Genomic DNA, 26,759 nt, shown 5'->3' with positions numbered 1-26,759 from the left:
AGAGGAGGTGGAACGGCAGTGACGCAAGGTGTGCCAGCGGGTCGCGGTGCGGTCGGCGGTCGTCCCCCGCGCGCCGGCCATGCACGGCCCCCGGCGGGACGGAATTACCTGCCGCCCCTGCTCGGGCTGTTCACCGTCGTCGTCATTGGCCTGATTTTCGCCGTGGCGGTGGGGCTTTTTCAGGGCTCCTTCACCGAAACCGTGCCGGTGACCGTGATCTCGCAACGCGCCGGCCTGGTGATGAACCCGGAGGCCAAGGTCAAGATGCGCGGCGTGCAGGTGGGCAAGGTCGCCTCGGTCGAATCGCTGCCCAACGGCCAAGCGGCCATCCACTTGGCGATGGACCCGTCGCAGTTGCGCTTCATTCCCAGCAACGTGCTGGTCGACATCGCGTCGTCGACGGTATTCGGTGCGAAGTCCGTCCAGCTGGTCGAACCTGCCCAACCGTCGGCCCAGCGCCTGCACGGTGGTCAGACGCTGCAGGGCCAGCACGTCATGGTCGAAATCAACACGGTATTCCAGGAATTGGTGTCGGTCCTCTCGCACATCGACCCACCGAAGCTCAACGAGTCGCTGGGTGCGCTCGCACAAGCGTTCAGCGGGCGGGGCCCACAGCTCGGCCAGTCGCTGAGCGACCTGGATTCCTTTCTGGCCAGGCTGGAGCCGAGCCTTCCCGCGTTCAGGCATGACCTCTCGGTCTTACCGGCGGTGGCCAACGCCTACGCCGACGCGGCGCCGAACCTGGTGAAGACCGCGGCCAACGCGACCCGGATCAGCAAGACGATTGTCGATGAGCAACACAACCTGGATGCGCTGTTGATCAGTGCGATCGGCCTGGCCGACATCGGCAACGACGTGTTGTCGACCAACCGCGAACGGCTCACGGATGTGCTGCATCTGTTGGTGCCGACCACCGATCTGACCAACGAGTACCACGAGGTGTTCACCTGCGGTTTCGGTGGGATGATCAATATCGCTCACGGCCCGCCGTTGTCGGAGCCGAGCATCAACATCTCGGCGAGCCTCACGTGGGGCGGTGAACGTTATCGGTATCCGACGAACCTGCCCAAGGTTGCGGCGACGGGTGGCCCCCAGTGCATGGGTCTGCCGAACCTGCCGTTCAACACACATCCGAAGCAGCTGATCGCAGATATCGGCGCCGACCCGGTGGGGTACGGAAACCCGCAGCTGCTGATCAACTCCGATCTCCTCAAACAGCTGTTGTACGGGCCGATCGCCGGCCCGCCCCGCAACTCCGCCATGGTTGGAATGCCCGGATGAGAACGCGCGCCACGCTGATCAAGTTCGCCATCTTCGCGGTCGTGATGGCCATGCTGACCGCATTCCTGTTCTTCATCTTCGGCCAGTACCGGACGGGCGCGACCAACGGGTATTCCGCGGTGTTCACCGACGTGTCGCGTCTCAAGGCGGGTCAGTCGGTGCGGGTCGCCGGTATCCGGGTCGGAACGGTCAATAGCGTTTCGCTACAGCCGGACAAAAAAGTCGTGGTCAAGTTTGACGCCGACCGCAGCATCGTCCTCACCGAGGGCACCAGGGCGGCGGTCCGTTACCTGAACCTGGTGGGCGATCGCTACCTGGAACTCGTCGATGGTCCGGGCTCGACGAAGCACCTGCCGGCCGGCGGTCAGATTCCCGTCAACCGCACAGCGCCGGCGCTCGACCTCGATCTGCTACTCGGCGGACTGAAACCCGTTACCCAGGGCCTGAATGCGCGTGACGTCAACGCGCTGACGTCAGGACTGATACAGGTCTTCCAGGGGCAGGGCGGGACTCTCGAGTCGCTGTTCACCAAGACGACATCGTTCTCAAACGCCCTGGCCGACAACGATCAGACCGTGCAGCAACTGATCGACAACCTCAATATCGTGATCGGCACGATCTCCAAGGACGGCACCAAGTTCTCCGGCGCCATCGATCGCCTCGAACGCCTTGTCAGCGGGCTGTCGGACGACCGCAACACCATCGGCTCCGCCATCGACGCGCTCGACAGGGGAACCGCGTCGCTGGCTGACCTGCTGAGCAGCGCCCGGCCGTCGCTGTCCGGCACGATCGATCAGCTGAGTCGGCTGGCGCCGATTCTCGATAGCGACAAGGACCGCCTAGACGCCGCACTCGGAAAGGCGCCAAAGAACTACCGCAAGCTGGTTCGACTCGGCGTGGCCGGCGCCACCATCCCGTACTACCTGTGCCAGTTGACACTCCGCGGCACGGATCTTCAGGGCAGGACGGTAAGAGCCCCCATATTTAGGTCGGACGCGGGAAGGTGCACGGAACCCTGATGCTCAAGTATCGCGGAGCTGGGCTCGTCAAGGCAGGACTCATCGGCGTCGTCCTGGCGGTGATGGTCATCCTGGTGGGCCTGTCACCTGACCGGTTCATCTCGTGGGCGACGATGGTCAGGTACCAGGCACTGTTTACCGAAGCCGGCGGCTTGGCGACGGGCAACCCCGTGATCGTGTCGGGCGTGAAGGTCGGCACGGTGTCGGATGTGAAGCTGCAACGCGGCGATGCTTTGGTGACGTTCGCGATGAAGGGCAACATCCTGCTCGGGTCGGAGACTTCCGCGCACATTCGCACCGGCACGCTGTTGGGTGAACGGATGCTGGCGGTGGAGTCCGCCGGCAGCGGCACGTTGCACCCGATGGCGCTCATTCCCGTCTCGCGCACGTCTTCGCCTTACTCGCTGACGGAAGCGGTCAGCGACTTGACAAATGACACTGCTGGGACGAACACCACGGCGCTGAACCAGTCGCTGGACACGCTGGCGGCGACGCTCGACCAGATCGCGCCACAAATGGGGCCGGCCTTCGACGCGCTCACCCGGTTGTCGCGCACCCTCAACAGCCGCAACAAGAACCTGGGCGAGCTGTTCAAGAGCGCCGGCGACGTCACCGGGATCCTTTCCGAGCGCAGCCAGCAGGTCAACAAGCTCATCCTCAATTCCGACTCTCTGCTCCAGGTGCTGGTGGCGCGGCGGCAAGAGATCGTCGACCTCCTGGCAAACACGTCGGCGGTGGCCAAACAGCTGACGCTGTTGGTGCACGAGAACGAAAGCAAACTGGCCCCGACGCTGGAGAAGCTGAATTCGGTGACCGCGGTGCTGGAGAAGAACCGCGACAACATCAGCAAAGCGCTGCCGGGCCTCAAGAAATTCCAGATCACCGTCGGTGAGGGTATCTCCAGCATGTACGCCTATCAGGCGTTCGTTCCGAACTTCCTTGCCCCACAACTCTTCCAACCGATCTTCGACTACCTGTGGGGATTCCGCACCTTCGATACCTCGAAGGGACCTGGCTACCCGTCACCGTTGCCGCGGTCGCTGACCCCCTGGCCGTACAACGGTATTCCGGTGTGCCCTGGCTGCACGTTGGGCGGCAGGGTCGGAGGATCACAATGACCTCCCGAATCCCCCGTAACAGGCTGACTGCCGTGGCGGCGGTTGTCCTGGTCGGCCTCATCGTCGCTGGCGCCGCCGTCCTCGTTCGTAATACGTTGTTCGGCCCCAAGACGATCACCGCCTACTTCACCACGGCCACCGCGATCTATCCCCATGACGAGGTGCGGGTATCGGGTGTCAAAGTCGGCACCATCAAATCCATTCAGCCGCAGGGCACTCAGGCCAAGATGACCCTCAAGGTCGACCGCGATGTGCCGATTCCGGCGGATGCGAAGGCGGTGATCGTCGCCCCGAACCTGGTGGCCTCCCGCTACGTCCAACTCACACCGGCCTATCGAGATAGTGGACCGGTCATGCGCGATGGGGGAGTGATACCGGTCGAACGGACCGCAGTCCCGGTCGAGTGGGATGAGGTCAAGACCCAGTTGATGCGGCTGGCAACGGATTTGGGGCCCAAGAGTGGGGTATCGGGCACGTCGGTGGGCCGGTTCATCGACAGCGCCGCCAATGCGCTCGACGGCAACGGCGACAAGCTGCGGCAGACACTCGGTCAGTTGTCGGGGGTGGGCCGCATCCTCGCCAACGGTAGCGGCAACATCGTCGACATCATCAAGAACCTGCAGACCTTCGTCGGCGCGCTACGCGACAGCAACGTGCAGATCGTGCAGTTCAACGAACGCCTGGCCACGCTCACCAGCGTGGTCAACGACAGCAAGTCCGACCTGGACGCGGCGCTCACCGACCTGTCGACGGCGGTCGGCGAAGTGCAGCGGTTTATCGCTGGGACGCGCAACCAGACCAGCGAGCAGATTGCCCGGCTGGCCGACGTCACGCAGACTCTGGTCGATCACCACATGGATCTGGAAAACATTTTGCACGCGGCGCCGAATGCGCTCGGCAACTTCTTCAATGACTACAACGCGGACACCGGAACCATTGTGGGCGGGTTCGGGATCATGAATTTCGCGAATCCGACATGGGGGGGCCAGCTTCTGCTGTCCTTCCCAGGCTGCGACCAAATCGGCGCCATCGAGAACGTCACCGCGGTTGAATCGGGGAAGCTGTGCGCCCTGTTCCTCGGTCCCGGCCTGCGACTACTGAACTTCAACAATCTGCCGATTCCCATCAATATCTTCCTGCAGAAGTCGATAGATCCCTCCAACATCCTCTACACCGAACCGCGGCTGGCTCCCGGCGGCGAGGGCCCGAAACCCGGACCACCCGAGATGCCGCCCGCGATATCGGCCTACACCGGCTTGCCCGGTGATCCGGTTGGACCGCCGGGCGCAGTGCCGCCGGCCCGGATACCGGGCGCGGCGATGCCGCTGCCGCCCCCGCCGTCCACACCCGTGCCGCCGCCTCCGCCCCCAGCGCAGAGCACGTCAGACATGCTGTTGCCGACCGACGGGCCACAACAATGATCGCCCGGGTAGCGGCGCGGCGGGTGTTCGCCGTCGGCTGTTGCGTGGTGGTGACGGCAACGGGATGCGCATTCCACGGCCTGAACTCGCTACCGCTGCCCGGCGCGGTCGGACGCGGGCCGGGAGCCAACATCTACCATGTCGAGCTGCCGAATGTCGGCACGATGGAGTCGAATTCGCCGGTGATGATCGACGATGTCGTCGTTGGCAGCGTCGGCGCGATGAGGGTGCACGGCTGGCACGCCGACGTCGAGATCTCGGTGAAGCGCGATGTCGTCGTCCCGGCCAACGTGGTGGCCACCGTGGGCCAGACCAGCCTGCTGGGGTCGATGCACGTGGAGCTCAACACGCCGCTCGGCCAGCCGGGAAGCGGACGGTTGCAGCCGGGCGCCACCATCCCGCTCAGTCGATCATCGGCCTACCCGTCGACGGAGCAGACGCTGTCGTCGCTGGGAGCGGTCGTCAACGGCGGCGGGTTGGGACAGATCGGTGAGATCATCCACAATTTCTCCGCCGCCCTGTCCGGGCGAGAGGGCGCGGTACGTGATCTGATCACTCGCCTCGACACCTTCGTCGGAACGCTGGACGATCAGCGGGACAACCTCGTTGACTCGATCCAGGCGCTGAACCGGCTGGCGGCCACGTTCGCCGACCAGCGCGACGTGCTCACCCAGGCGCTGCAGAAGATTCCGCCCGCTCTCGATGTGCTGGTCAAGGAGCGCCCACGGCTCACCGCCGCCCTGGACAAACTTCGCGTCTTCAGCAACACCGCCACCCGGTTGGTCAACGACTCGCAGGCCGACCTGGTCAAGAATCTCCAAAACCTGGAGCCGACCATAAAGGCGCTCGCCGACGTCGGGCCGGAGTTGGGCACGGCGATCGCGGCCGCGTTCGTGTTCCCGTTCACCCAGAACTTCGTCGACCGAGCCGTGCGGGGCGACTACTTCAACCTGCACGTCGATCTGGACTTGTCGATTCCACGGCTCAAGCGAGGACTGATGCTGGGAACGCACTGGGGGCAGCTGGATCAGCCGTTGGTGCCGCTGCCCGGGGACCCGTATTACCTGCAGTACACCCACGATCCGATGCACGACCCCCTGCGGCCACCGTGGGTCGACCCCAATGCGCTGCCGCCGCTCCCCGGGCCTCGGCCGGGCGCGGCCCCGCTACCCGGGCCACCGCCCACTGCGGCACCGCAGTCCGACGCGGCTCTTGGTCAAACACCGCCGCCGGCAACGGCACCGACGGAAGGTGGCGGATAGATGCTGACGCGCTTCGTCCGGATCCAACTCGCGGTCTTCGCGATCGCCGGAACCATCGGCGTGATCGCGATGGTCCTCTTCTACATCCAGGCGCCGACCCTGCTGGGCATCGGCCGGATGACGGTGACGCTGGAGCTGCCGGCCACCGGCGGCCTGTACCGGTTTTCCAACGTGACCTACCGTGGGGTTCAGCTCGGCAAGGTCACTTCGGTGGGCCTGACGGCGACCGGCGCGAAAGCGACGCTGTCGCTTAGCACTTCACCGAGGGTCCCCGCGGACCTGACGGCGAAGGTGCTCAGTGTCTCCGCGGTGGGTGAACAGTACGTAGACTTGCAGCCCAAAACCGATTCGCCGCCCTACCTGCACGACGGTTCGGTCATCTCCGTAGGCGACACGACGATTCCGCAGCCGGTCGGGCCGATGCTCGACCAGCTCAACGCCTTGGTCCAAAGCATCCCGAAGACCAAACTCGGCCAGTTGCTCGACGAGTCCTTCCAGGGATTCAACGGTTCGGGCTACGACCTGGGGTCACTGATCGATTCGTCACAGACATTGTCCCGCGACGCCAACGGCGTCGTCGATCGCACCCGAGCCCTCACGGAAGACACTGGGCCACTTCTGGATACGCAAGCACGCACCACCGATTCGATCAGGACGTGGGCACGTAGTTTCGCCGGCATCTCGGATGTGCTGGCCAACAACGATTCCCACTTCCGCACGATCCTGCAAAACGGTCCCGAGGCTGCCAACGAAGCGTCCCGGCTTCTCCAACAGATCAAACCGACGTTGCCGGTGCTGCTCGCCAACCTCACCACCATCGGTCAGATCGGCGTCACCTACCACCCCTCGCTGGAGCAGCTGCTGGTCTTGCTGCCGTCCGCGGTGGCCATCGAGCAGGCCGCCGCGGCGCCAAACCACCCCGAAGGTACGGCCCAAGGCGACTTCGCGCTCACGATCGACGACCCGCCGATTTGCACGGTCGGGTTCATGCCACCCAACACATGGCGATCCCCGGACGACCTCACCGACATCGACACCCCGGACGGGCTGTATTGCAAACTCCCGCAGGATTCACCGATCGGGGTCCGCGGTGCCCGCAACTATCCCTGTATGGGTCACCCGGGCAAGCGCGCGCCCACCGTCGAAATCTGCAACAGCGACAAACCGTACATGCCGTTGGCGATGCGCCAGCACGTCCTCGGTCCCTACCCACTCGATCCGAACCTGCTTGCCCAGGGCGTCCCGCCCGACGACCGGATTACTTCCAACGACAGAATCTTCGGCCCGGTGGAGGGCACGCCGCTGCCGCCGGGGGCGGTGCCGCGCGGCACACCGGCGGGGCCCCGGGGAGAGAACCCACCACCGGGCACGGTCGGAGCGGCGGTACCGCCCGTGCCGTCGTCCGGACCACCTCCGCTGGCGCCCATGTCGAGAATGTCGGCTGACCTTCCGCCCATCGCGCCGCTCGACGTCCCTGCGGCCGGGGACCTCCCCCCGCCACCAGCGGCGCCCGCGGCGCCCGCGCCTCCCGAAGCCGCACCGCCCGACACCGCCGGCGGCGCAGGGCCGCAGGCCGCGCCCAGCGCGTTCGGTGGCGGCGCCGGTAAGCCGGTGCCGTCGGTCACCATCGCCCGGTACGACCCGCGCACGGGCCGTTATGTCGGTCCCGACGGCAAGCTGTACCAGCAGTCCGATCTCGTTGCCCCGAAAGCACCCAAGACGTGGCAAGACATGCTGCCCACCTGAAGTCGCGGTGCGGCGCCGCCTAGATGTGGGGCGAGGTGACTCGGTGGGCGGGAACGCCCGTTCAGCCTAATTTGTCCAGGCGCAACGGCATCGCGATATCAAGCCACTGGTTTTGCCCGCAGGCACCCGACGGTCCGACCGTCTTGTCTTTTCCGGCGTAGGTCGACGTCCCGAGCTGATATCCGCCGTATTCGTTCACGGGATAGAAGTAGAAGGTCTGCTGCCCGGTGAACGCGGTGCCGTCCTCGCACCGTTCCCAGTTTGGCACCTCGCGCTTGACCTTCCACATCTCCCCGTCATTCATATATAGGGGCGCGCTCCATCCCTGGTCGCTGGTCACGGTACCGTGGCATTCCTGAAACGTGACGCACGACGAGCTAATCGTCCAGGTCTGGACGACCGTCGGCTCGCCGAAGTACTGATCGTTCCGCTGGGCCCAATCGCCGATGGACGTGGCGCGGAACGTCCCGTTGACGGCCACTTCTTCCTTGGTTGTTGCCCGCGCTATGGATGGCGTGCCCACACCGCCGAATACGGTGGCAGCGACCAGCGTTGCGGTGGTGAGTGTTCGAACTGATCGCATCAGGTGCTCCTCGACCCGCTTCAATTGGCCGACATTATTAAATGCGGTATCGACATTGCTTGCGGCTTTTCGTGCAATGAGATTAACACCGCTTCGGCTCCGATAAAATGGCGATTGAACCAAATGGAAAGCGGTCACGACAGCGGATCCAACTCCGAGATCAGCCATGCACCCTTGACTCTCGTCAACGTCACCCGGGCGCTGTTCGCGGTTGTCTGCGGTTGCGGCTTCTCCTTGCTTGTGGCGGTCTGGTTGATGAACACCAGCACCACGGCTGAATCTGGGTGCAACTCCGAGACGGCGGCCCGAACCACCTTGGCTGTCTGCGTGACGTGTCTCTGCTGGGCCAGCGCCGCCATCTGTTCTGAGAACTTGGTGTAGTAGGCGAGAAAATTACCGGTGAGATATGACTTTGCCTTGGCGAAATCACGGTTGAGGTTGTCGGGAGCGTACGACAACACCGCTACAGAACCTTCTGACGCCGCCTGGATCGCTCGGTGCGCCGCCGCGTCGCCGACCTGCTGATCCGGCCGGTACAGAACGAAGTAGAGACCGGCGGCGACGCCCATCGCGGTGACGACCAACAGGGTCGCGACTATCGCACGCCACCTCGCCACGCATCCGCGGATCCAGCGCTTGATCATGGCCACTCCGTTGATCCGAGCCGGCCCCGGGGCAGCGGCTGGCGACCCGCCGTCGTCGGACGCCGTCGTTTCCGCGTCGTCCAGTGACGAGCCATGCTCGACAGTCATTGCAGGAAATCAACTCTCGACATCTTGAGCCGGCCGTGATCGCGGTCCATATTGACGCTGAGCCGGAATAAAGCCGGTGGTGGCTTGGCGTTATCCGGCCCGATGGCAACGGTTTTCGCTGCCACAAGCACGACTCCCGAAGTGTCGCTCAAGGACTCGACGGCGACGGCTTCCACGGTGACCGTGCTGCCAACCTTCGTGTCCTCGGCCTTCTTGACCATGAGGAGTGACATCGCCGACAGCTGGCTGTTGAGGTCGCCCGTCGAGGCATCGATCATGCGCTGGACATCCCTCTTGGCGTGATCGGGGTCAATTGACATCAGCGCGGTGACCCCCTGCCGGGCTGCGGCAGTGAACTCCGCCGTGAGCCGCTGTTTGTGCACGGTGGTGCGGTGCTGCGACAGCATGAAACCGCTCGCTGCGAGTGAGGCGGAGGCGAGGACGACGCCGACGCCGGCGGCTACGGTCTTCCGCCCCGGACGTCGGAGCCACCCCGGTCGTCTCGGACGTCGAGGCACCCGCAGTCGTGCCCGGACCGACTTTGCGGGGCGCCGCTCGACATCGTGGAAAGCTGTGTCGTCGTGCGTCTTCCCGGCTTCGGCTGCCGCGCGCAGCCTTGCGAGGCGTTCCCGAGCCGCCGCCGCGCGCGCTTCGGCCTCGGCGATTTCGTCTTCCGCTCTTACTTCGGGAACGGGCGCGATGGCGTCGTCGCCGGCCTTTGAGCGCGCCCGTGGCCGGGCGGGATCGGTCACGTCCGCCGGACCATCAGACTGGCCGGCGTCGGGCCCCTCCGGTTCGTGCACGGAGAAGCAGCTTATCACTTCGGACCGGCCGCAACGGCGTCATCGGTCGGCCGTAATCGCGGCCCTCACATGCGAAAATGCTCGCCCGCCGGGTCACGACGCGCAGTCCCATCGGGGCGCCCGGCGCCGAACCCGCCGTGGGGCCCGGCTGATCTTCTCCAACCAGGAGAATTTTCTTTTCGCGTGTGGCAAAGTAATCGGGTGCGATTCATCGTGGCGATGGCTGCCGCGTTGCTCGGAGCCGGTGTGCTGGCGGCCCCGCCAGCGTCGGCTGGGCCGACCGTCTGCGACTACCCTGCCTGCACTCCGGGCATCATGCCGCATCAGGTTCTGGGCGCGCCGTGTGAGAACACCACCTATTACGCCTTCGGTGTCGCCGACGGTTATGTCTCGTTCGCCTCCGAGCCCGGACGGCTGATGTTCTGCGGCTCACCGAGGAGATACCAGCCGCGATGGTTCCGGTCACCGCCGATGGCGGGCGTCAAGGAGGAAGGCGCCAACTGCCAGAACTACCAGAACTACGTCGCGCAGGCGCCCGACGGCCTGTTCCTGATCTGTTTCGCCCACGACGGCGTCATGACCTGGGTGCGCGCCGACACCTAGCCGCACCGTTCCTGTTCAGCCGGCTGACACATCGCTCACTTGCGGGCCTGCCGAGGCAGACCGAGCAGGCGCCGGCTCAAGTCGGTAACCCGGTCGAGCAGTGTGTCGTCATCGATGTCGGCAACCAGCGGATGCATGACAGCCGTGCTGAGCGCGCCGGAGAACATGGCCGCCTCGATCCGCCCGTCCAGGCCCGCATCGCTCAGCAGCACCCGGTACAGACGGTCCATGAAGACTTGAAACGGCTTGTGCTCGGCCAGCAATCGGACGACGACGGGATCGAATTGCAGCGTGCGCACCAACCGGCGGTCGCGGACGGCCATCTCAACCACCCGCACCAATAAGGCATCTCTTGCCTGAGGCCCGTCGTCGAATGCTTCGGCCTCCTCGATGGCCGGCTCGAGCCGGCCGAGTTCGCGTTCGGTCACCGCGATGACGATCTGCTCTTTAGTCCGGAATTGATGGTAGACAGCAGCTTTCGTTATCCCGACGGCATCGGCGATCATCTGCAGCGACGTACCGCTGACACCGTGTGCGGCGAACAGTTCCAACGCGGCATCGAGCACCCGCGTCCGGGCCGCGCTGTGCTCGATCAGCCGGAATTGCCCACCGCTGACCTGTTCCCGTGCTGTTCCCACGCACCGAGACTAGACGATGCTATTGACCTAGACTAGCCGATCGGCTAGCTTCGCTGACTAGCCGCCTGTGGGTAGCCGACCTGGTAGGGGAGGGGTGCTGATGTCCGACGTCGATGGTGGCGTGACGCAAGCTCGGGGGGTGGCGCGGGCGCCGCTGCGTCGGACCGACGGTGAGCTGATCCTGCTGTGGAGTCTGCCCGTCGCCCTGATCATTTGGATCGCCTCGTTCTTCCTCTTCCCGGGTTTCAACCCGCCGATGTCTCCGACGATGCCGGCGGAACAGGTCGCCGCGTTTTACCGCGATCCGGCGCACATTCCCGAGGTCCGGTACAGCATGATCCTGTTCAACTGGTTCGGCGTGTGCCTGGTCCCGATTCTGGCTTTGATCGTGCTGCAGATCCGCAGGATGGCACATCGAACGCCGATCTTTTCCTACGCGATGCTGGGTTGCGCGGCCGGCGGCCCGACCCTGTTTCTCATCGCCAACGTCTGCTGGTTGCTGGCCGCCTTCCGTCCGGAGCGGAGTCCGGCGCTGACCCAGCTGCTCAACGATTTCGGCTGGATCACCTTCACGATCCTGGTGCCGTTTCTGATCGGGCAAAGCATGATCCTCGCCCTGGCAATCTATTTCGATGATCAGCCTCGCCCGGTGTTCGGCCGCTGGGTGGCCTACTTCAATGTTCTCGTGGCCACCGCTCTGGTGCCCGCGGCGTTCGTCGGCGTCTCGTTGACCGGACCGCTGGCATGGGACGGCTTCCTGTCGTTCTGGGTGAAGAACGTTGCGATCGCCGTCTGGATCGTCGTGATGGGCGTCGCGTTGGGGCGGGCCGTTTATCGCGAGCGCGCCGAGAACCACGGGCAGCCAGACGAAGCGGTCAACGCATGAGTGCGGTGATCACATCGCCGCCGCCCCCTCCCCCGGAAGCTCTGCATCGGCGAATCCGCTGGCACGTAAGGCACGACCCCAAACGTGAGCTATGGTTCGCATGGGGGACGCTGATGTTGTTCTACAACATCTTCTTTCCGATGTTCTTCATCGTGGCGCAAGTCCAGCCCCCGCCGGAGCCCAGCTGGGACCTCGCCACGCAGCTGCACTGGTTCACCGAACGCCATCTCGGGATACCTGTTGGCTTCGGCATCATCTTCACCATCAGCGGCATGATCGCGGTCAACAACGCCTTGATCGCGTACTCGATGCGGCGCATGTCGGTCAGCCGCGCCTTCGCATATTCGTATCTGCTCATCTATTCGCTCAGTGCGGTTCCGGGCATGCTGCTGCTCAATATCGCGCTGATCGTCGGCACGCTGCGACCCGAGCGCGACCTCGAAGCGATCGGTTGGCTTTACGACTTCGCCTTCTTGTCTTTCGACGGCACGATGGGGGTGTTCCTCATCGGCTCGCTGATCTGGATGGTTGCGATCCTGCTCGACGAGAACCGCGTGTTCCCCAAGTGGTTCGGCTATCTGAACCTGTGCAACGCGCTGACCGAAGTGGTGGTGGCGCCCTGCTGGATCTTCCGGCGTGGCGTGTTCGCGTGGGATGGTGAAATCGCCTGGTGGCTGGACATGGTCGTATTCGGGATCTACCAAGTCACTTTCATCGTCATGCTGTTTCGCATGATCCGCCGCGAAGACTTCGGTACCGGGCGGCTGCCCGATCTGCCGCGAAAGGAGGAGGCTGCGTGATGACCGGCGTCGCGGAAAAGGATCAACGGACCAGGTTCGTGCCCGGCCAGCCCGACATGTGGGCCTTCGTGTTGTTCGAGACGCTGGTCTTCACCGCATATTTCGGCTTCTACCTGTTCTCCCGCGCTCGTGACCCCGAGCTTTTCCTGCACTCGCAGGCACAGCTGGACCTGCGCATCGGGGTCTTCAACACCCTTGTCCTGCTGCTGAGCTCCTGGTCGGTGGCGCAGTGTGTCCAGTCTGCCCGTGCCGGCGCCTACCGTGCGGCGCTGCGCGACGTGTTCGTCACGGCCGCATTCGCCGCAATGTTCCTGTTCTTCAAGGTGTTCGAGTGGGTCCGCTTGGTCGGCATGGGAGACGGGTTGGACAGCAATGACTTCTTCACCTATTACTTCTTTCTCACCGGCATCCATTTCGTGCACCTGCTGATCGGCTTCGTCGCGCTCGGCGTCGTCGTCTACCAACTGCGCAGTCCGGCCCGCCGTTCGCAGGAACTCGTCGAAACGTGTGCGACCTATTGGCACACCGTTGATTTCCTATGGGTGCTCATCTTCGCGCTGCTCTACGTGGTGAGGTGATCGGAATCAAGTTCAACAGGCGGTTGCCGGCGGTATGGCTGATCCTGGCGTCGCTGACGCTGGCCTACCTGTGGATAGACCATTCCGCCGGTGGATCGCCGCGATCCAGTGCGGCGGTCACGTCGGGCGTCATCGTGATCGCACTTGTCAAGGTGCGCATCATTTTTCGCGAGTTCATGGAGGTCCGGAACGCTCCGGTCCTGTTGTGCCGGCTGACCGACGCGTGGGTGGTCGTCATGGCCGCCGCCCTGCTCGGCTGCTACTTCGTCGGCATGAACCTTTGATTCAGCCCGCGACGGCGATCGCGTCTGCGGTCGTGAACCTCAGGTGCAGTTCGCTCAGGCCGCGCAGGATGTACGTCGGCTCGTAGGTGTAGCGACGATCGGCGCTCGGCCCATGGTGGGTTTCGTTGATCTCGATGTGCGACATCCGGTCCAGCAGCCGCTCGATCGAGACCCGGCCCTCGACGCGGGCCAGCGGGCCACCGGGGCAGGAATGCACGCCGCGGGCGAAGGCCATGTGCTCGCGCACGTTGCGTCGGTGCAAGTCGAATTCGTGCGGATTCTCGAAGCGGCGCGGGTCACGATTCGCCGCGCCCGGCAGCACCATCACGACGGTGCCGGCGGGGATCTCGACCCCACCGATGGTGGTCTTCTTGACGGCCAGCCGTGAATCGCTCTTGACGGGACTCTCCATCCGCAGCGATTCCTCGATGAACCCGGGAATCAGGCTGCGGTCCTCGCGCAGCTCCCGCTGGATGTCCGGCCGGTCGCCAAGTACCTGCAGCGCCGCACTGAGCAGCTTGGCCGTGGTCTCCTGGCCGGCGGCGAACAGGAACGTCGCCGAACGGACGACCTCGATGACCGGCGGCGTCGAACCGTCGGGGTATTTCGCCGACGCCAGCGACGTCAGGACGTCATTGCGCGGCTCGCGTCGCCGATCCTCGATGTACGTGCAGAACTTCTCGTCGAGCCACTCCAGCGGATTGATGCCGACCGACTCGTGGTCCAGCGCGCCCACCCGCGCCTCGGGGCGGTCGGCGCCCAAGACCTTGCGGAACTCCTTGTGGTCCTCTTCGGGCACGCCCAGCAGATCGGCGATCACCAAGGTGGCGAACGGTTTTGAGTACTCGGCGATGAATTCGCACTCTCCGTATCGCAGGAACTCGTCGAGCTGACGGTCGGCGAGGCGCCACATGAATTCCTCGTTCTGCTTCAGCCGGCTCGGCGTCAGCAGCTTCGCCAGCACCGATCGCGCCTTGGTGTGGTCCGGCGGATCCATGGTGACCATGTGCTCGTGCATCGGGAAAAAGCTGCGGTGCTCTTCGATCTGGGCACTGATGTCGTCGCCTTCGGGCTGGAAGGGCAACGGGGGAAACGGCCCGCCGAGGGCGACGATGTTGGAGAACGTCTCCGGGGCCTTGTAGACCTCACAGGCCTCGTCGTAACCGGTGACGGCGACGACGCCGTAATGGGGCAGACGCAGCACCGGATTCTGACTACGCAGGTAGTCGAAGTAGGGGTGGGGATCGGGGACCAGAGACGGATCGGTGAAGAAGTCGATCGACTCGTAGTTACTCATCGGATGTGCGTCTCCCTGGGCTGGGTTTACCGGCGGGGTTCGGCGGCATGCGTTACCGCCCCCCAATTCCAAGATCTGCTGAGCACCTGCTTAGCACGACGGTAATGTCGTGGTCAAGGTCACAACGCCGTGCCGCGATACGATTCCCCTGGTCGGCAGGCGATCGGGAGGGACGGAGTAGCGGTATGACATCGGTCCGCAGGATCGGGGCGCCGGACGCGAAGAATCGCGGTCTGTTGCTCGACGCGGCCGAGCAGCTGATGCTCGACGAGGGCTATGCCGCCGTCACGTCGCGCCGCCTGGCGAACAAGGCCGGGCTGAAGCCTCAACTCGTGCACTACTACTTCCGCACCATGGAGGAGCTGTTCCTGGAGGTCTTCCGCCGCCGCGGTGAAGAAGCTCTCGCGGTGCACGCGCAGTTGATGAAGTCGCCGCAGCCGCTGTGGGCGCTGTGGCGATTCGGTACCGATCCCGCGTTCACGCGCATTTCGATGGAATTCATGGCGCTGGCCAACCACCGCAAGGAACTACGAGCCGAAATCGCTTATTACGCAGAGCGTTTGCGCGAAGAGGAACGGCAAGCGGTGACGACTGCCCTGCAGCGGTATGGGGTCGCCACAGAAGAGATGCCGCCGGTCGTGGTTACCGTGCTGATGTCGAGCTTGTCGAGATTTTTGGTCCTCGAGCGGGCGATCGGCATGTCCAGCGGTCACGCCGAAACCGTGCAATTAGTGGAAGATCACCTGCGTCGCCTGGAAGGCGAGCCGCAGCCCATCGATGGTGTACCGCAGACCTGGGTTGTTCACCAGTTCCGCAGCGAACAGAGCACGCCCTTGGGGCCGTCCTTGGACACGACCACGGCTCCGTCGACCGCCAGATCGCAGTGAAGCCCCGGCGTGCCGGGCTCTGTGCCCGTGCTCGCGACGACCATCGCGTAATCGTCGGGGTTCGACATGTCCAGGTCGAAGCTCCACGGCGTGCCGGGGCCGAGGTCGACATCGACGTGCGGTGTGAACGAGTAGGGGTTGTGGCTGTAATCGGAGAATTTCTCCGGCTGATGGTCCAGGTAATAGATGTCGGTGTAGATCGGGTTGTTCGCGGTAACGGTGTACTTGACGTGATGCATGACCGGGTCCGCCTGGGCGTGGCCGGCGCTCACGAGTAAACCGCTGGCACCCATCAGCAGCACCGACAATGTCGCTGCGCCCGCCAGCCTGCCCGTCATCTCGCTCCTCCGGCCGCCCGTCGCGCACTCATGGTGCGGTTCATCACCCGCTCAGCGGCCCGCCAGTGCGCGTCGGCAACCCACAGCCGCGCAAAGGATGCTATCGCTTCGTCCGCCGAAACTCCGCTGATTACCCGCTTTATCTCGGTCGCCGGGTGGCGAGCCAGCGACCTCGCGATGGATTGCCATCCCTCGTCGAACGAGGCGCGTGGCAACACCCGGTCCACCAAGCCGATTCGCTCGGCCTCGTCCGCGGTGAGGGCGGTACCGGTGCCGGCCAGCAACAGCGCCCGGCTTTTCCCGACGAGCTCGGCCAGCCGTTCGGCACCGCCCCAGGCCGGCATGATTTCCAGCTCGACCTGGTTGAAGGCGATCTTGACGTCGTCGGCGGCCAGCCTGATGTCGGCGGCGACGGCGACCTCGGCGCCACCGCCGAAGGCGTGACCGTTCAGCGCGGCGATCACCGGAGCGGGGAAGCCGGCAAGCTGATCGCAGATCGCCCGCATCCGCTTGGCCATCGCCGCGGCGTCCTCTTCCGTCCGCAGCGCGCGCAGCTCCTTGAGGTCACCGCCGGATACGAAGGCCCGATCACCCGCGCCCTTGATCACGAGGGTCTTGGCGCCCGCCGCCGCGTCGAGTGCCTTCTCCAGCTGCTGCATGGTGTCCAGCGCGATGGCGTTGCGCGCGTGAGGGCGATCGATGGTCAGCACCGCCAGCCCGTCGTCGATCTCCAGGTCCACCATGCGGCATCGCTCCTTGGACGAGAACAGACGATATTGGCATTGTCTGAAGTGCGAGAATAACATCGTCGCTGCAGGCCGAAGCGCTATCCGTCAGCGAAGACAGGGGCACCCGTGCGGGATCGAATCGCGGCCGCGGTCGCTGCGGCGCTCGCCGTCACCGTCGTCGGGGCGTGCACCCCGCAGCCGCCTAGCCGGCTGTCCAGCACCGCCTCCGTGACGGTCAATGGCAATGAAACGAAGTTCAACGTCGTCAAATGCGGACAAAGGCAATGGACCCGGACGATCGACATAGGCGGTGATTTCGCCGGAGCCAGCATCGTCGTGGACGAGCACGCGGAGCCCGTCAGCGCGGAGTCGGTCCACCTCCGGAATGTGAGCGGCTTCACCGGCATGTACTCGCGGGGCGGAGAGGGCGACGCCGACGCGAGGCTGAACGGCGACCGGTTCACCATCACCGGCACCGCGCATGGCTATAAGTCCGACAAGCCCAACGAACCGGACACCGCCACCTTCAAAATCACCGTCGCCTGCTGACCGCTACCCGGACGATGCCGGGGGCCCGTTGCGGTTCGGCGCCCGGAGAGAATAGTATTCTCATAATTCGCGAAGGAGGATTTCATGGGCCAGTTGTCGCATCGTGAGGACGTCCCGTTCCCGCTCTTTGACGCCGATAACCATCTGTACGAGCCGCCGGAGGCGCTGACAAAGTTCCTGCCCAAGGAGTACAAGGACTTCGTCCAGTACGTGCAGATCAACGGGCGCACCAAGATCGCGCTCCGTGGTGTGATCAGCAACTACATCCCCAACCCGACCTTCGAGGTCGTCGCCCGGCCGGGCGCCTGGGAGGAGTACTTCAAGTACGGCAATCCGGAGGGCAAGAGCAAGCGCGAGTTGTTCGGCGAGCCGATGCGCGCCATCCCGGCGTTCTTCGAGCCCGGCCCGCGCCTGGAGAAGATGAACGAGCTGGGCCTGGACCGCACCCTGATGTTCCCGACGCTGGCCAGCCTGATCGAGGAGCGGTTGCGCGACGACCCGGTCGCCATCCACGTCCTGATCCACGCGCTGAACCAGTGGCTCGACGAGGTCTGGGGCTTCAACTACCAGAACCGCATCTTCACCACGCCGGTCATCACCCTGCCGATCGTCGAGAAGGCGATCGAGGAGCTCGAGTGGGTGGTCAAGCGCGGGGCGCGGTGCATCCTGATCCGTCCGGCACCGGTCCCAGGCTTCCGTGGGCCGCGGTCGTTCGCGCTGCCCGAGTTCGACCCGTTCTGGGAGCGGGTCGTCGAGTACGACCTGCTGGTCGGCATGCACTCCAGCGACAGCGGCTACTCCCGGTACACCTCCGAGTGGGATGGCGCGGACCAGGAAATGCTGCCGTTCCAGACCAACGCGATGGGCATCCTCAACGAGTGGCGGCCGATCCAGGACGCGGTGGGCTCGTGGGTGATCCACGGCGCGCTGTACCGCCACCCCAAGCTGAAGGTGGCGATCGTCGAGGCCGGATCGAAGTGGATGACGCCGCTGCTGGACGGCCTGGCCGAGGTCTTCCGGAAGGCCCCCGAAGCTTTCCCGAGCGACCCCGTCGAAATGGTCAAGAACCGGATCTACGTCAGCCCGTTCTTCGAAGAGGGCATCGACGATCTGATCAACCTCGTCGGCGTGGACCAGGTGCTGTACGGCTCGGACTGGCCGCACCCGGAGGGGCTCGCGGAGCCGACCTACTACATCAACGCGCTGTCGCATCTGCCTATCGACGACCAGGCCAAGATCATGGGCGGCAACCTCGGCCGACTCGTGACGGTGTAACGCCCGAGCCAGATGACGCCTGCCCCACCGTGGGACACCATCCCCGCGATGGTCTTGAGCGCGGCGGACCGCTTCGGGGACGCGGAAGCGGTCGTCGACGGTCCGCTGCGCCTCACCTTTAGTGAGGTGGTCGAGAAAATCCGCTGCGCCGCAGGCGCGTTCGCCGACCTCGGGGTGGGTAAGGGCGACCGCGTCGCGATCTGGGCGCCCAACTCGGCGGAGTGGATCATCGCGGCCTTCGGGCTGCTCACCGCGGGCGGCGTCCTGGTTCCGATCAACACGAGGTTCAAGACCGACGAAGCGGGCGACATCATCACCCGCAGCCGCGCGAAGGCCGTCCTGGTACAGAAGGGCTTCCTGGGCCAGGACTACACCGCGCCCGCCGGGATACCGGTCATCGATGTCAAATCCGACTTCCTCTCCGGCGGCTCACCGCTCGAGCGCACGGTGAGCGGAGCCGACATCGCCGACGTCATCTTCACCTCGGGCACGACCGGCCGCCCGAAGGGCGCGATGATGAACCATCGCCAGACGCTGCGGATGTACGAGGAGTGGGCGACGCTCGCGGACCTGCGCGAGGGCGACCGCTACCTGCAGATCAACCCGTACTTTCACACGTTCGGCCTGAAAGCCGGGCTCGTCACGTCGTTTCTGCGCGGCGCGACGATGCTGCCGGTGGCGGTGTTCGACGTCGACACGGTGGTCAATCTCATTGAATGCGAACGCATCACGATGTTGCCGGGCCCTCCGACCCTGTATCACTCGTTGCTGACGGTCGGCGACAAAGCCAAGCTCGCGACGTTGCGGGCGGGCGTGACCGGAGCCGCCGACATCCCGGTCGAACTCGTCCGCCGCATACACGGCGAGTTGCCCTTCCAGACGCTGATGACCGGATACGGGCTCACCGAGGCCGGCAACGTCACCCTGTCCCGGCCCGGGGATTCGTTCGAGGACGTCGCCACCACGGCGGGCCTGCCGTGTGACGGGGTCGAGGTACGCATCGCCGACGACGGCGAGGTGCTGGTCCGCGGCTACGGCGTCATGCAGGGGTATCTCGACGACCCGGAGGGCACCGCCGCGGCGATCGACACCGACAGCTGGCTGCACACCGGCGATCTGGGCCGCCTCGATGCGGCGGGCCGGCTGCGCATCGACGGGCGCAAGAAGGACATGTTCATCGTGGGCGGGTTCAACGCCTACCCGGCGGAGATCGAAGGCTACCTGCTGGAGCATCCGGCGGTGGCCCAAGCCGCCGTCATCGGGGTCCCCGATGACCGGCTCGGTCAGGTGGGCAAGGCCTTCGTGGTGACGAAAACCCCGGTGGCCGAAAGTGACCTGCTGATATGGTGCCGAGAGCGGATGGCTGGTTTCAAAGCGCCGAGGTCCATCCAGTTCCTCGACGAGCTGCCGCTGAATGCCACCGGGAAAGTGATGAAGGATCAACTCCGTTGAGTGACGGCGATATTCATTCGATGGTGATCGCGTCGGACTATCGCGTTCCGGATCCCAGCCGGGTATGGCCGCTGCTCGAGCGCAGGAAGGCGGCCCTTTCCGACATCGGCGCCCATCACGTGCTGGTCTACACCTCGACGCATGACTACGGCCGCGTGCTGGTGATGATCGGCGTCCACAGCCGCGAGCCGATCGTGGAGCTGCTGCGCTCGCGGGTCTTCTTCGACTGGTTCGACGCGGCCGGCGTCGACGACATCCCGGCGGTCTTCGCCGGTGAGATCGTCGACAGATTCGTCCCCGCCCCCAACGCGCCCCCGGACGCGCCGGGCGTCGTCGTCGCCACCATCGCCTCGGTCCACGATGTGTCGGCGCTGGCCGCCGAAGTCGCCTCGGCCACAGACAGATTCGTCGCGGCCGGCATCCGCAAGACCTGGATCTTCCAGGCCTTCGACGATGAGCACGAGGTGCTGATCATGTCGGAGTTGGCCGACGAGGAGAGCGCGCGACGATGGATCGAGCATCCCGACGCCGCGGCCGAGTGGATGTCCGGCGCCGGGGTGGGGCCCTATCCGCCGGTGTTCGTCGGCCGATTCACCAACATGATGCGCATCGAGGCGGACTGAGCGGCCACCTGGAATGTTCGTGTGCCTGTGCAACGGGGTCACCAGTCAAACGGTGACCGAGGCGGTCGAGGCCGGGGCGTGCACGACCCGGGATGTCGCCCAGGCCTGCGGCGCGGGCGCCGACTGCGGTCGCTGCCGGCGCACCGTCCAGGCGATACTGCGATCGGCGGGACCGAACGGCGCGCCCACGCAATGCTGATGCGGGCGGCCTTACCGGCGAACGCTGCCGTCCGGCGACATCGGCTGGACGAGTTCGACCAGCAGCGGCGGGATTTCGAGCCGAGGCAAGACGACCTCGACGAGCACCATGCGGTCCCGGTGCTGCGCGGCGGCGGTCAGGGCGTCATCGAGCTCACCGTAGGTCTGTACCCGGAACGCCAGGTGGTCGGCGACCCCCAGCGCGCGGGGGACGTCCGTCCACCGCCAATTCACGATGTCGTTGTAGGGCGCCGTCTCGCCATGGATCGCCCGCTCGACGGTGTAGCCGTCGTTGTTTACCACCACGATGACCGGGGACAGGCCTTCCCGTGAGAAGTTGCCGAGCTCTTGGATGGTCAGCTGCGCTGCGCCGTCGCCGATGAGCAACACGGTTCGGCGGTCCGGATGCGCCACCCCGGCCCCCAACGCCGCAGGCAGCGTGTAACCGATTGAGCCCCAGAGGGGTTGGCCGATGAAGGTGACGTCCTGGGGCAAGCGGTGGTCGGCCATCCCGTAGAAGGAGGTGCCCTGGTCGGCGAGGACCACGTTGCCCGGGGTGAGGGCTGTGCACAGGCGGTCCCACAACATCTCTTGCGTCAGCGGTTGGTCGTGTGGCGGGGGCGGGGGCAGGGGGTCGGCGGGCGGCGGCACCACCGCCGGTGACGTGATCGGACGCCGGGTCAGGATGGCGGCCAGCGCCTCCAGCGCGGCGCCCATTTCCAGCGGCGCGAAGACCTCGCCGGCCACGCAGCTTTGGTACTGCCCGACATCGATGGTCCGCGCCGGGTCGATCCGCTGGCTGAAGAAGCCGCTCACCATGTCGGTGAACACCACGCCGGCGGTCACCAGCACCGGCGCCTGTTCGATGGCGGCACGCACCGCGGGGGCGCTGGCCGACCCGGCGTAGATGCCCAGGTAGTGGGGCGAGCTTTCGTCGAGCAGGCTCTTGCCCCACATCAGCGTCGCGTAGGGCACCACGTCGGCGGTCAGCAGCGCCTCGAGTTCCTTGACCACCTGCAGCCGGTGCACCAGGAGGTCGGCCAGCACCGTCAGCTGATGGTCGCCGATGAGCTCTGAGGCGGCCTCGACGAACAGTGACAGCGCGCGCGGGCTGGTGCCGCCGGTGTAGCGGGGCAGTGGGTCGCCGGGAGGTTCGGTGGGGAAGCGGGCCACATCGGTGGACAGCAGGATGTATCCGGGTCGCTTCTGTTCGCGCACCTCGGACAGGACCCGGTCGATCTCCCGACGGGCGGTCGCGGGCATGAGGTTGGCTTGCGCGCAGGTGATCTCGCGGCTGATCCGGAAGAAGTGCTCGAAGTCTCCGTCGCCCAGCGAGTGATGCAGCGCGCGCCGGGTGCCCTGCGCGTCTTTCGAGGGTCCGCCGACGATGTGCACCACGGGTACCTGCTCGGCATAGCTGCCCGCGATGGCGTTGGCCGCCGACAGCTCGCCCACGCCGAAAGTTGTTACCACGGCTGACATTCCGCGCAGGCGGCCATATCCGTCGGCGGCGTAGCCGGCGTTCAGCTCGTTGGCGTTGCCCACCCAGCGGATGCTGGGGTGGGCGACGATGTGGTCCAGGAATTCCAGGTTGTAGTCACCCGGAACGCCGAAGATCTCGGTGACCCCGAGCTCGGCGAGGCGGTCCAACAGGTAGTCACCGACGGTGTAGACGGGCTGGCTGGCGGCGTCAGTCACAAGCACGACGGTACCTCGGCCGAATCAGTCCCGGGCCGGACGCCGTTTCAGTATCGTGCGGGCCATGGCACTCAAAGAATCCCGTGACATCGTCATCGAAGCCAGTCCGAAGGAGATTCTGGACGTCATCGCCGATTTCGAAGCGATGCCCGAGTGGTCCGAACCGCATCAGAGCGCGGAGATCCTCTCGACGGGGGACGACGGGCGGCCCAGCCAAGTGAAGATGAAAGTGAAGGTGGCCGGCATCACCGACGAACAGGTGGTGGCCTACACCTGGGCAGACGACTCGGTGAGCTGGAAGCTGGTGAGTTCATCACAGCAGAAGGCGCAGGACGGCAAGTACACCCTGGTACCGCAGGGGGAGGCGACCCTGGTCAAGTTCGAGCTGCTCGCGGACCCGAATGTGCCGCTGCCCGGTTTTGTCCTGAAGCGCGCCGTGAAGGGCACGATCGATTCCGCGACCAAGGCGCTGCGCGAGCGGGTGCTGAAAGTGAAGAAGGGCAACTAGTCGCGGTGGTCGACGGCGGGCCCCTGGCCGGGGTGAAGGTGATCGAGCTCGGCGGGATCGGACCGGGGCCGCACGCCGGGATGATGCTCGCCGATTTGGGCGCCGACGTGGTGCGGGTGCGGCGCCCTGGCGTGGCGATCGCAAGCGCGGCGGAGCCGGGCGCAGCGGGTCGCCACCGAGCGGGCGGGTTGACGATGCCGGCCGAGGACCGTGATCTGCTGCATCGCGGGAAGCGGATCGTCGACCTCGACGTCAAGGCGCAGCCGCGGGCGCTGCTCGATCTCGCCGCCAAAGCCGACGTGCTGTTGGATTGTTTTCGGCCCGGCACCTGTGAACGACTCGGTATCGGCCCCGACGAATGCGAGGCGGTCAATCCGCGGCTGATCTTCGCGCGGATCACCGGCTGGGGACAGGACGGGCCGCTGGCCCAGACGGCGGGCCATGACATCAACTACCTGTCGCGGACCGGCGCGCTGTCCGCGCTGGGCTACGCCGACCGGCCCCCGATGCCGCCGCTGAACCTGGTCGCCGACTTCGGCGGCGGTTCGATGCTCGTGCTGCTCGGCATCGCCGTCGCGCTGTACGAGCGGGAACGTTCGGGCCGGGGGCAGGTCATCGACGCCGCGATGGTGGACGGCGTCAGCCTTCTCGCGCAGATGATGTGGACCATGAAGTCGACCGGCGCGCTGCGCGACCGGCGTGAATCGTTTCTGCTCGACGGGGGCGCCCCGTTCTACCGCTGCTATGAAACCGCCGACGGCAAATACATGGCCGTCGGCGCCATCGAGCCGCAATTCTTCGCGGCATTGCTCGGCGGGCTCGGCCTGTCCCCCGACGAGGTGCCCGCGCAGCTCGACTCCGGGTCCTACCCGCAGATGCACGACGTCTTCGCCAAACGGTTCGCCAGCCGGACCCGTGCGGAGTGGACGACCGTTTTCGCCGGCACCGATGCGTGCGTCACTCCGGTGTTGACGTGGAACGAAGCGGCCGCCGACGAGCACCTGAGGGCCCGCTCCACCGTGATCACCGCCCACGGCGCCGACCAGGCCGCACCCGGCCCCCGCTTCTCGCGCACCCCGGCCACACCGGTTGGACGGCCGCCGGCGGCCACCACACCCCTCGCCGAAATCGACTGGTAGTCCGCCTGTTACGGCGAAGCTATGCCACGGGCCGGCCGGCATTGCTAGGTTGAAACCAGTGGCCGTAAAAGCATCACGTGAATTTGTCGTCGACGCGCCGCCAGAAGTGGTCATGGAGGCGCTGACAGATGTCGGCGTCCTGTCCTCGTGGTCACCACTGCACAAACACATCGAAGTGATCGATCGTTATCCCGACGGTCGACCCCACCACGTCGCCACCACGATCAAGATTCTGGGTCTGGTCGACAAGGAGATCCTGGAATATCACTGGGGTCCCGATTGGGTCGTGTACGACGCCAAAGGGACGTCCCAGCAGCACGGTCAGCACGTGGAGTACAACCTCAAAGCCGAGGGCATCGACAAGACCCGAGTGCGCTTCGATGTCACGGTCGAGCCCGGCCGGCCCATGCCCGCGTTCATCGTCCGGCGGGCCAGCGAGAGCGTCCTCGACTCGGCGGTAAAGGGGCTGTGCGAATTGGTAAAGCGCGTCAACGGTTCGGCCGACGCGGAATAGTCCCCCAGTCCCTATCTTTTTCTGCTTCGTCAGTGGCTGAGCGGTTGCTAACTTATTAGCAGTGGCCGTTCAAGCATCGTCGGAAATTGTGATTGACGCGCCTCCGGAAGTGATCATGGAGGCGTTGGCCGATATGGACGCCGTACCCACCTGGTCGTCGGTGCACAAGCGGCTGGAGGTCGTCGACAAGCACCCCGACGGGCGACCCCACCACGTGAAGGTCACCATCGCGGTGACGGGCATCCATGACACCGAACTGCTCGAATACCACTGGGGCCCGGACTGGATGGTGTGGGACGCGGCCAAGACCGCCCAGCAACACGGCCAGCACGGGGAGTACAACCTGAGCCGGGTGAGCGATGACAAGACCCTGGTGCGCTTCACCATCACGGTCGAACCAAAGGCCCCGCTGCCGGAGTTCTGGGTGAACCGGGCCCGCAAGAAGATCCTTCAGTCCGCGCTCGAGGGTCTGCGTAAGCGGGTGACCGAGGGCTTGGGCCCGGTCGGGTGAGCCGGCCGGTCACCGGAGCGCGGCCAGCCTCCTGATCGCCTCGTCGAGGGTGTCCTCGCGTTTGCAGAACGTGAAGCGCACCAAGTGATTCCACACCTCGGCCTGCGCCGGGGCATGAGGGGCGGCCGGGTCGCAGAAGGGCGACAGCGGAATGGCCGCCACCCCCGCCTTTTCCGGTAGGGCCGCACAGAACGCGGCGCTGTCGTCGTAGCCCAGCGGACGCGGGTCGGCGCACAGGAAATACGTGCCGGCGCTGTCGTGCACCTCGAAGCCGACCTCCGACAGCCCGGCGGCCAGCCGATCGCGGCGGGCCCCCAGCGAGCGGCGCAGCTCGGCCACCCACGCGTCCTCGGTATCGAGGGCGAGGGCCACCGCGGGCTGGAACGGCGCGCCGCCGACGTAGCTCAGATACTGCTTTGCCGCACGCACCCCGGCGATGAGTTGTGCTGGGCCGCAAGCCCACCCGATCTTCCATCCGGTGCAGTTGAACATTTTGGCCGCACTGGAGATCGTGATCGTCCGCTCGGCCATGCCGTCGAAGCCGGCCAGGGGCAGATGCCGATGGTCATCGAACACCAGGTGCTCGTACACCTCGTCGGTGATCACCAGCAGGTCGGCGGCGACCGCGACGTCGGCGATGGCCGTCAGCTCGGCCGCGCCGAGCACCGTGCCGGTCGGGTTGTGCGGTGAGTTGACGATGAGCGCGCGGGTGCGGGGCGTCACCGCCCGGCGCAGGGCGTCGGCGTCCAGGGCGAACCCGCGGCCGTGCGGGACCAGGGGCACGGCCACCCGGTGCGCGCCCGCCATCGCCACCACCGGCGAGTACGAGTCGTAGAACGGCTCGATGAGCAGCACCTCGGAGCCGGGCTCGACCAGGCCGAGCACCGCGGATGCAATGGCCTCGGTCGCCCCGACCGTTACCAGCACCTCGGTGTCGGGGTCGTATTCGATGCCGAAGTGCCGCTTCCGCTGGGCGGCGATGGCATGCCGTAGCGACGCGACGCCGATGCCCGGCGGGTACTGGTTGTTCCCCTCGGCGATGGCGTCCTGGGCGGCCTTCAGCATCGCCGCGGGCCCGTCCTCGTCCGGGAACCCCTGACCGAGGTTGACCGCGCCGACCCGCGCGGCCAGCGCCGACATCTCGGCGAACACCGTCGTCGCGTACGGACGCAGTCGCGACACCGTCATGCTGGCGAGCTTAGGGTGCCGTCATGCTCGGGCAGGCCGGGGTTCCGGCTCGGCGAGCTGGAGTCGTGGGGATCGGCCCA

30 protein-coding genes are annotated in these 26,759 nt (G+C 65.6%); 21 read left to right on the top strand and 9 right to left on the bottom strand.

Annotation, left to right across the window (positions count from 1 at the left end; all coding sequences use genetic code 11):
- Nucleotides 1-18 precede the first annotated feature (18 nt).
- From G6N51_RS15000 to G6N51_RS14975, 6 genes are read left to right on the top strand one after another with little or no spacing between them, the layout of a single operon-like run.
- On the top strand, nucleotides 19-1,281 hold the full coding sequence (locus G6N51_RS15000) for an MCE family protein (protein WP_083168582.1): 1,263 nt from the start codon (nucleotides 19-21) through the stop codon (nucleotides 1,279-1,281).
- The gene (locus G6N51_RS14995) at nucleotides 1,278-2,300 is read left to right on the top strand and encodes an MCE family protein (RefSeq protein ID WP_083168585.1); all 1,023 of its coding nucleotides are present in this window, start codon (nucleotides 1,278-1,280) and stop codon (nucleotides 2,298-2,300) included. The genes G6N51_RS15000 and G6N51_RS14995 overlap by 4 nt, the downstream gene beginning before the upstream one ends.
- A complete protein-coding gene (locus G6N51_RS14990; RefSeq protein ID WP_083168701.1) occupies nucleotides 2,300-3,418 on the top strand; it encodes an MCE family protein in 1,119 nt (372 codons plus the stop codon). Before G6N51_RS14995 ends, G6N51_RS14990 begins: the two co-directional genes overlap by 1 nt.
- Nucleotides 3,415-4,839 (top strand): MCE family protein, encoded by a 1,425-nt coding sequence (locus G6N51_RS14985; protein ID WP_083168588.1) that lies wholly within the window; start codon nucleotides 3,415-3,417, stop codon nucleotides 4,837-4,839. Before G6N51_RS14990 ends, G6N51_RS14985 begins: the two co-directional genes overlap by 4 nt.
- On the top strand, nucleotides 4,836-6,101 hold the full coding sequence (locus G6N51_RS14980; RefSeq protein ID WP_083168591.1) for an MCE family protein: 1,266 nt from the start codon (nucleotides 4,836-4,838) through the stop codon (nucleotides 6,099-6,101). Before G6N51_RS14985 ends, G6N51_RS14980 begins: the two co-directional genes overlap by 4 nt.
- Nucleotides 6,102-7,847 carry an MCE family protein gene (locus G6N51_RS14975; protein WP_083168594.1) on the top strand — a complete coding sequence of 582 codons (1,746 nt, stop codon included), beginning with the start codon at nucleotides 6,102-6,104 and terminating at the stop codon, nucleotides 7,845-7,847.
- 61 nt (nucleotides 7,848-7,908) lie between these two features.
- Here G6N51_RS14975 and G6N51_RS14970 read toward each other — a convergent pair whose 3' ends face one another.
- From G6N51_RS14970 to G6N51_RS14960, 3 genes are all read right to left on the bottom strand, one after another.
- Nucleotides 7,909-8,430, bottom strand: a complete 522-nt coding sequence (locus G6N51_RS14970) for an Rv2253/PknI dimerization domain-containing protein (RefSeq protein WP_083168704.1) — start codon at nucleotides 8,428-8,430, stop codon at nucleotides 7,909-7,911.
- A 134-nt stretch (nucleotides 8,431-8,564) separates the two neighbouring features.
- Nucleotides 8,565-9,182: a hypothetical protein gene (locus G6N51_RS14965; protein WP_083168596.1), complete on the bottom strand. Its 618-nt coding sequence runs from the start codon at nucleotides 9,180-9,182 to the stop codon at nucleotides 8,565-8,567.
- Entirely contained in the window at nucleotides 9,179-9,985 is an 807-nt protein-coding gene (locus tag G6N51_RS14960) for a hypothetical protein (protein WP_083168707.1), read from the bottom strand. The genes G6N51_RS14965 and G6N51_RS14960 overlap by 4 nt, the downstream gene beginning before the upstream one ends.
- 219 nt (nucleotides 9,986-10,204) lie before the next feature.
- Here G6N51_RS14960 and G6N51_RS14955 point away from each other — a divergent pair, with 219 nt between their 5' ends.
- Nucleotides 10,205-10,588, top strand: a complete 384-nt coding sequence (locus G6N51_RS14955) for a hypothetical protein (RefSeq protein WP_174814388.1) — start codon at nucleotides 10,205-10,207, stop codon at nucleotides 10,586-10,588.
- 35 nt (nucleotides 10,589-10,623) lie between these two features.
- Here the strand turns inward: G6N51_RS14955 and G6N51_RS14950 are convergent, their stop codons facing one another.
- The gene (locus G6N51_RS14950) at nucleotides 10,624-11,226 is read right to left on the bottom strand and encodes a TetR/AcrR family transcriptional regulator (RefSeq protein WP_083168599.1); all 603 of its coding nucleotides are present in this window, start codon (nucleotides 11,224-11,226) and stop codon (nucleotides 10,624-10,626) included.
- 100 nt (nucleotides 11,227-11,326) lie between these two features.
- Between G6N51_RS14950 and G6N51_RS14945 the strand changes: the two genes are divergently transcribed.
- The 4 genes from G6N51_RS14945 to G6N51_RS14930 are packed head-to-tail and all read left to right on the top strand — an operon-like array spanning nucleotide 11,327 to nucleotide 13,774.
- Nucleotides 11,327-12,112, top strand: a complete 786-nt coding sequence (locus G6N51_RS14945; RefSeq protein WP_083168712.1) for a hypothetical protein — start codon at nucleotides 11,327-11,329, stop codon at nucleotides 12,110-12,112.
- Nucleotides 12,109-12,912 (top strand): hypothetical protein, encoded by an 804-nt coding sequence (locus G6N51_RS14940; RefSeq protein ID WP_083168602.1) that lies wholly within the window; start codon nucleotides 12,109-12,111, stop codon nucleotides 12,910-12,912. Before G6N51_RS14945 ends, G6N51_RS14940 begins: the two co-directional genes overlap by 4 nt.
- Complete coding sequence (locus G6N51_RS14935) at nucleotides 12,912-13,490, top strand: cytochrome c oxidase subunit 3 family protein (RefSeq protein ID WP_083168605.1); 579 nt, start codon at nucleotides 12,912-12,914, stop codon at nucleotides 13,488-13,490. The genes G6N51_RS14940 and G6N51_RS14935 overlap by 1 nt, the downstream gene beginning before the upstream one ends.
- On the top strand, nucleotides 13,490-13,774 hold the full coding sequence (locus G6N51_RS14930; RefSeq protein WP_174814387.1) for a cytochrome C oxidase subunit IV family protein: 285 nt from the start codon (nucleotides 13,490-13,492) through the stop codon (nucleotides 13,772-13,774). The genes G6N51_RS14935 and G6N51_RS14930 overlap by 1 nt, the downstream gene beginning before the upstream one ends.
- Before the next feature lies 1 nt (nucleotide 13,775).
- Here the strand turns inward: G6N51_RS14930 and G6N51_RS14925 are convergent, their stop codons facing one another.
- A complete protein-coding gene (locus G6N51_RS14925; RefSeq protein ID WP_083168611.1) occupies nucleotides 13,776-15,071 on the bottom strand; it encodes a cytochrome P450 in 1,296 nt (431 codons plus the stop codon).
- Between the two features lie 185 nt (nucleotides 15,072-15,256).
- On the opposite strand from G6N51_RS14925, the gene G6N51_RS14920 reads away from it, so the two are divergent.
- Nucleotides 15,257-15,958 (top strand): TetR/AcrR family transcriptional regulator, encoded by a 702-nt coding sequence (locus G6N51_RS14920; RefSeq protein ID WP_083168613.1) that lies wholly within the window; start codon nucleotides 15,257-15,259, stop codon nucleotides 15,956-15,958.
- Here the strand turns inward: G6N51_RS14920 and G6N51_RS14915 are convergent.
- On the bottom strand, nucleotides 15,874-16,296 hold the full coding sequence (locus G6N51_RS14915; RefSeq protein ID WP_083168616.1) for a hypothetical protein: 423 nt from the start codon (nucleotides 16,294-16,296) through the stop codon (nucleotides 15,874-15,876). The two genes, G6N51_RS14920 and G6N51_RS14915, sit on opposite strands and share 85 nt — an antisense overlap.
- Nucleotides 16,293-17,039: an enoyl-CoA hydratase/isomerase family protein gene (locus G6N51_RS14910; RefSeq protein ID WP_083168619.1), complete on the bottom strand. Its 747-nt coding sequence runs from the start codon at nucleotides 17,037-17,039 to the stop codon at nucleotides 16,293-16,295. The genes G6N51_RS14915 and G6N51_RS14910 overlap by 4 nt, the downstream gene beginning before the upstream one ends.
- A 111-nt stretch (nucleotides 17,040-17,150) precedes the next feature.
- Between G6N51_RS14910 and G6N51_RS14905 the strand changes: the two genes are divergently transcribed.
- From G6N51_RS14905 to G6N51_RS14885, 5 genes are all read left to right on the top strand, one after another.
- Nucleotides 17,151-17,573: a lipoprotein LpqH gene (locus G6N51_RS14905; protein ID WP_083168621.1), complete on the top strand. Its 423-nt coding sequence runs from the start codon at nucleotides 17,151-17,153 to the stop codon at nucleotides 17,571-17,573.
- 84 nt (nucleotides 17,574-17,657) lie between these two features.
- The gene (locus G6N51_RS14900; RefSeq protein ID WP_083168623.1) at nucleotides 17,658-18,848 is read left to right on the top strand and encodes an amidohydrolase family protein; all 1,191 of its coding nucleotides are present in this window, start codon (nucleotides 17,658-17,660) and stop codon (nucleotides 18,846-18,848) included.
- Nucleotides 18,849-18,860: 12 nt separating this feature from the next.
- Nucleotides 18,861-20,300 (top strand): FadD3 family acyl-CoA ligase, encoded by a 1,440-nt coding sequence (locus G6N51_RS14895; protein WP_083168625.1) that lies wholly within the window; start codon nucleotides 18,861-18,863, stop codon nucleotides 20,298-20,300.
- Nucleotides 20,297-20,923, top strand: a complete 627-nt coding sequence (locus tag G6N51_RS14890; RefSeq protein WP_083168628.1) for a fatty-acid--CoA ligase — start codon at nucleotides 20,297-20,299, stop codon at nucleotides 20,921-20,923. The genes G6N51_RS14895 and G6N51_RS14890 overlap by 4 nt, the downstream gene beginning before the upstream one ends.
- A 13-nt stretch (nucleotides 20,924-20,936) precedes the next feature.
- Nucleotides 20,937-21,122, top strand: a complete 186-nt coding sequence (locus G6N51_RS14885) for a (2Fe-2S)-binding protein (RefSeq protein WP_083168631.1) — start codon at nucleotides 20,937-20,939, stop codon at nucleotides 21,120-21,122.
- A gap of 11 nt (nucleotides 21,123-21,133) precedes the next feature.
- On the opposite strand, the gene G6N51_RS14880 is transcribed toward G6N51_RS14885, so the two are convergent.
- Nucleotides 21,134-22,819 carry an alpha-keto acid decarboxylase family protein gene (locus tag G6N51_RS14880; protein WP_163750718.1) on the bottom strand — a complete coding sequence of 562 codons (1,686 nt, stop codon included), beginning with the start codon at nucleotides 22,817-22,819 and terminating at the stop codon, nucleotides 21,134-21,136.
- 64 nt (nucleotides 22,820-22,883) lie between these two features.
- On the opposite strand from G6N51_RS14880, the gene G6N51_RS14875 reads away from it, so the two are divergent.
- The 4 genes from G6N51_RS14875 (at nucleotide 22,884) to G6N51_RS14860 (ending at nucleotide 25,491) form a co-directional block, all read left to right on the top strand.
- Nucleotides 22,884-23,327: an SRPBCC family protein gene (locus G6N51_RS14875; RefSeq protein ID WP_083176127.1), complete on the top strand. Its 444-nt coding sequence runs from the start codon at nucleotides 22,884-22,886 to the stop codon at nucleotides 23,325-23,327.
- A gap of 5 nt (nucleotides 23,328-23,332) precedes the next feature.
- Nucleotides 23,333-24,466, top strand: a complete 1,134-nt coding sequence (locus G6N51_RS14870) for a CaiB/BaiF CoA transferase family protein (protein WP_083176129.1) — start codon at nucleotides 23,333-23,335, stop codon at nucleotides 24,464-24,466.
- Between the two features lie 58 nt (nucleotides 24,467-24,524).
- Entirely contained in the window at nucleotides 24,525-24,980 is a 456-nt protein-coding gene (locus tag G6N51_RS14865) for an SRPBCC family protein (protein WP_083176131.1), read from the top strand.
- Nucleotides 24,981-25,041: 61 nt separating this feature from the next.
- A complete protein-coding gene (locus G6N51_RS14860; protein WP_083176133.1) occupies nucleotides 25,042-25,491 on the top strand; it encodes an SRPBCC family protein in 450 nt (149 codons plus the stop codon).
- Nucleotides 25,492-25,500: 9 nt separating this feature from the next.
- On the opposite strand, the gene G6N51_RS14855 is transcribed toward G6N51_RS14860, so the two are convergent.
- Nucleotides 25,501-26,679, bottom strand: a complete 1,179-nt coding sequence (locus tag G6N51_RS14855) for a pyridoxal phosphate-dependent aminotransferase (RefSeq protein ID WP_083176135.1) — start codon at nucleotides 26,677-26,679, stop codon at nucleotides 25,501-25,503.
- Nucleotides 26,680-26,759: the final 80 nt, after the last annotated feature.

This window comes from Mycobacterium paraseoulense (genome assembly GCF_010731655.1).
GTDB classification, from domain to species: Bacteria; Actinomycetota; Actinomycetes; order Mycobacteriales; family Mycobacteriaceae; genus Mycobacterium; species Mycobacterium paraseoulense.
Note: the sequence above shows the minus strand (reverse complement) of the source record. Positions and strands in the feature narration are given on the sequence as shown.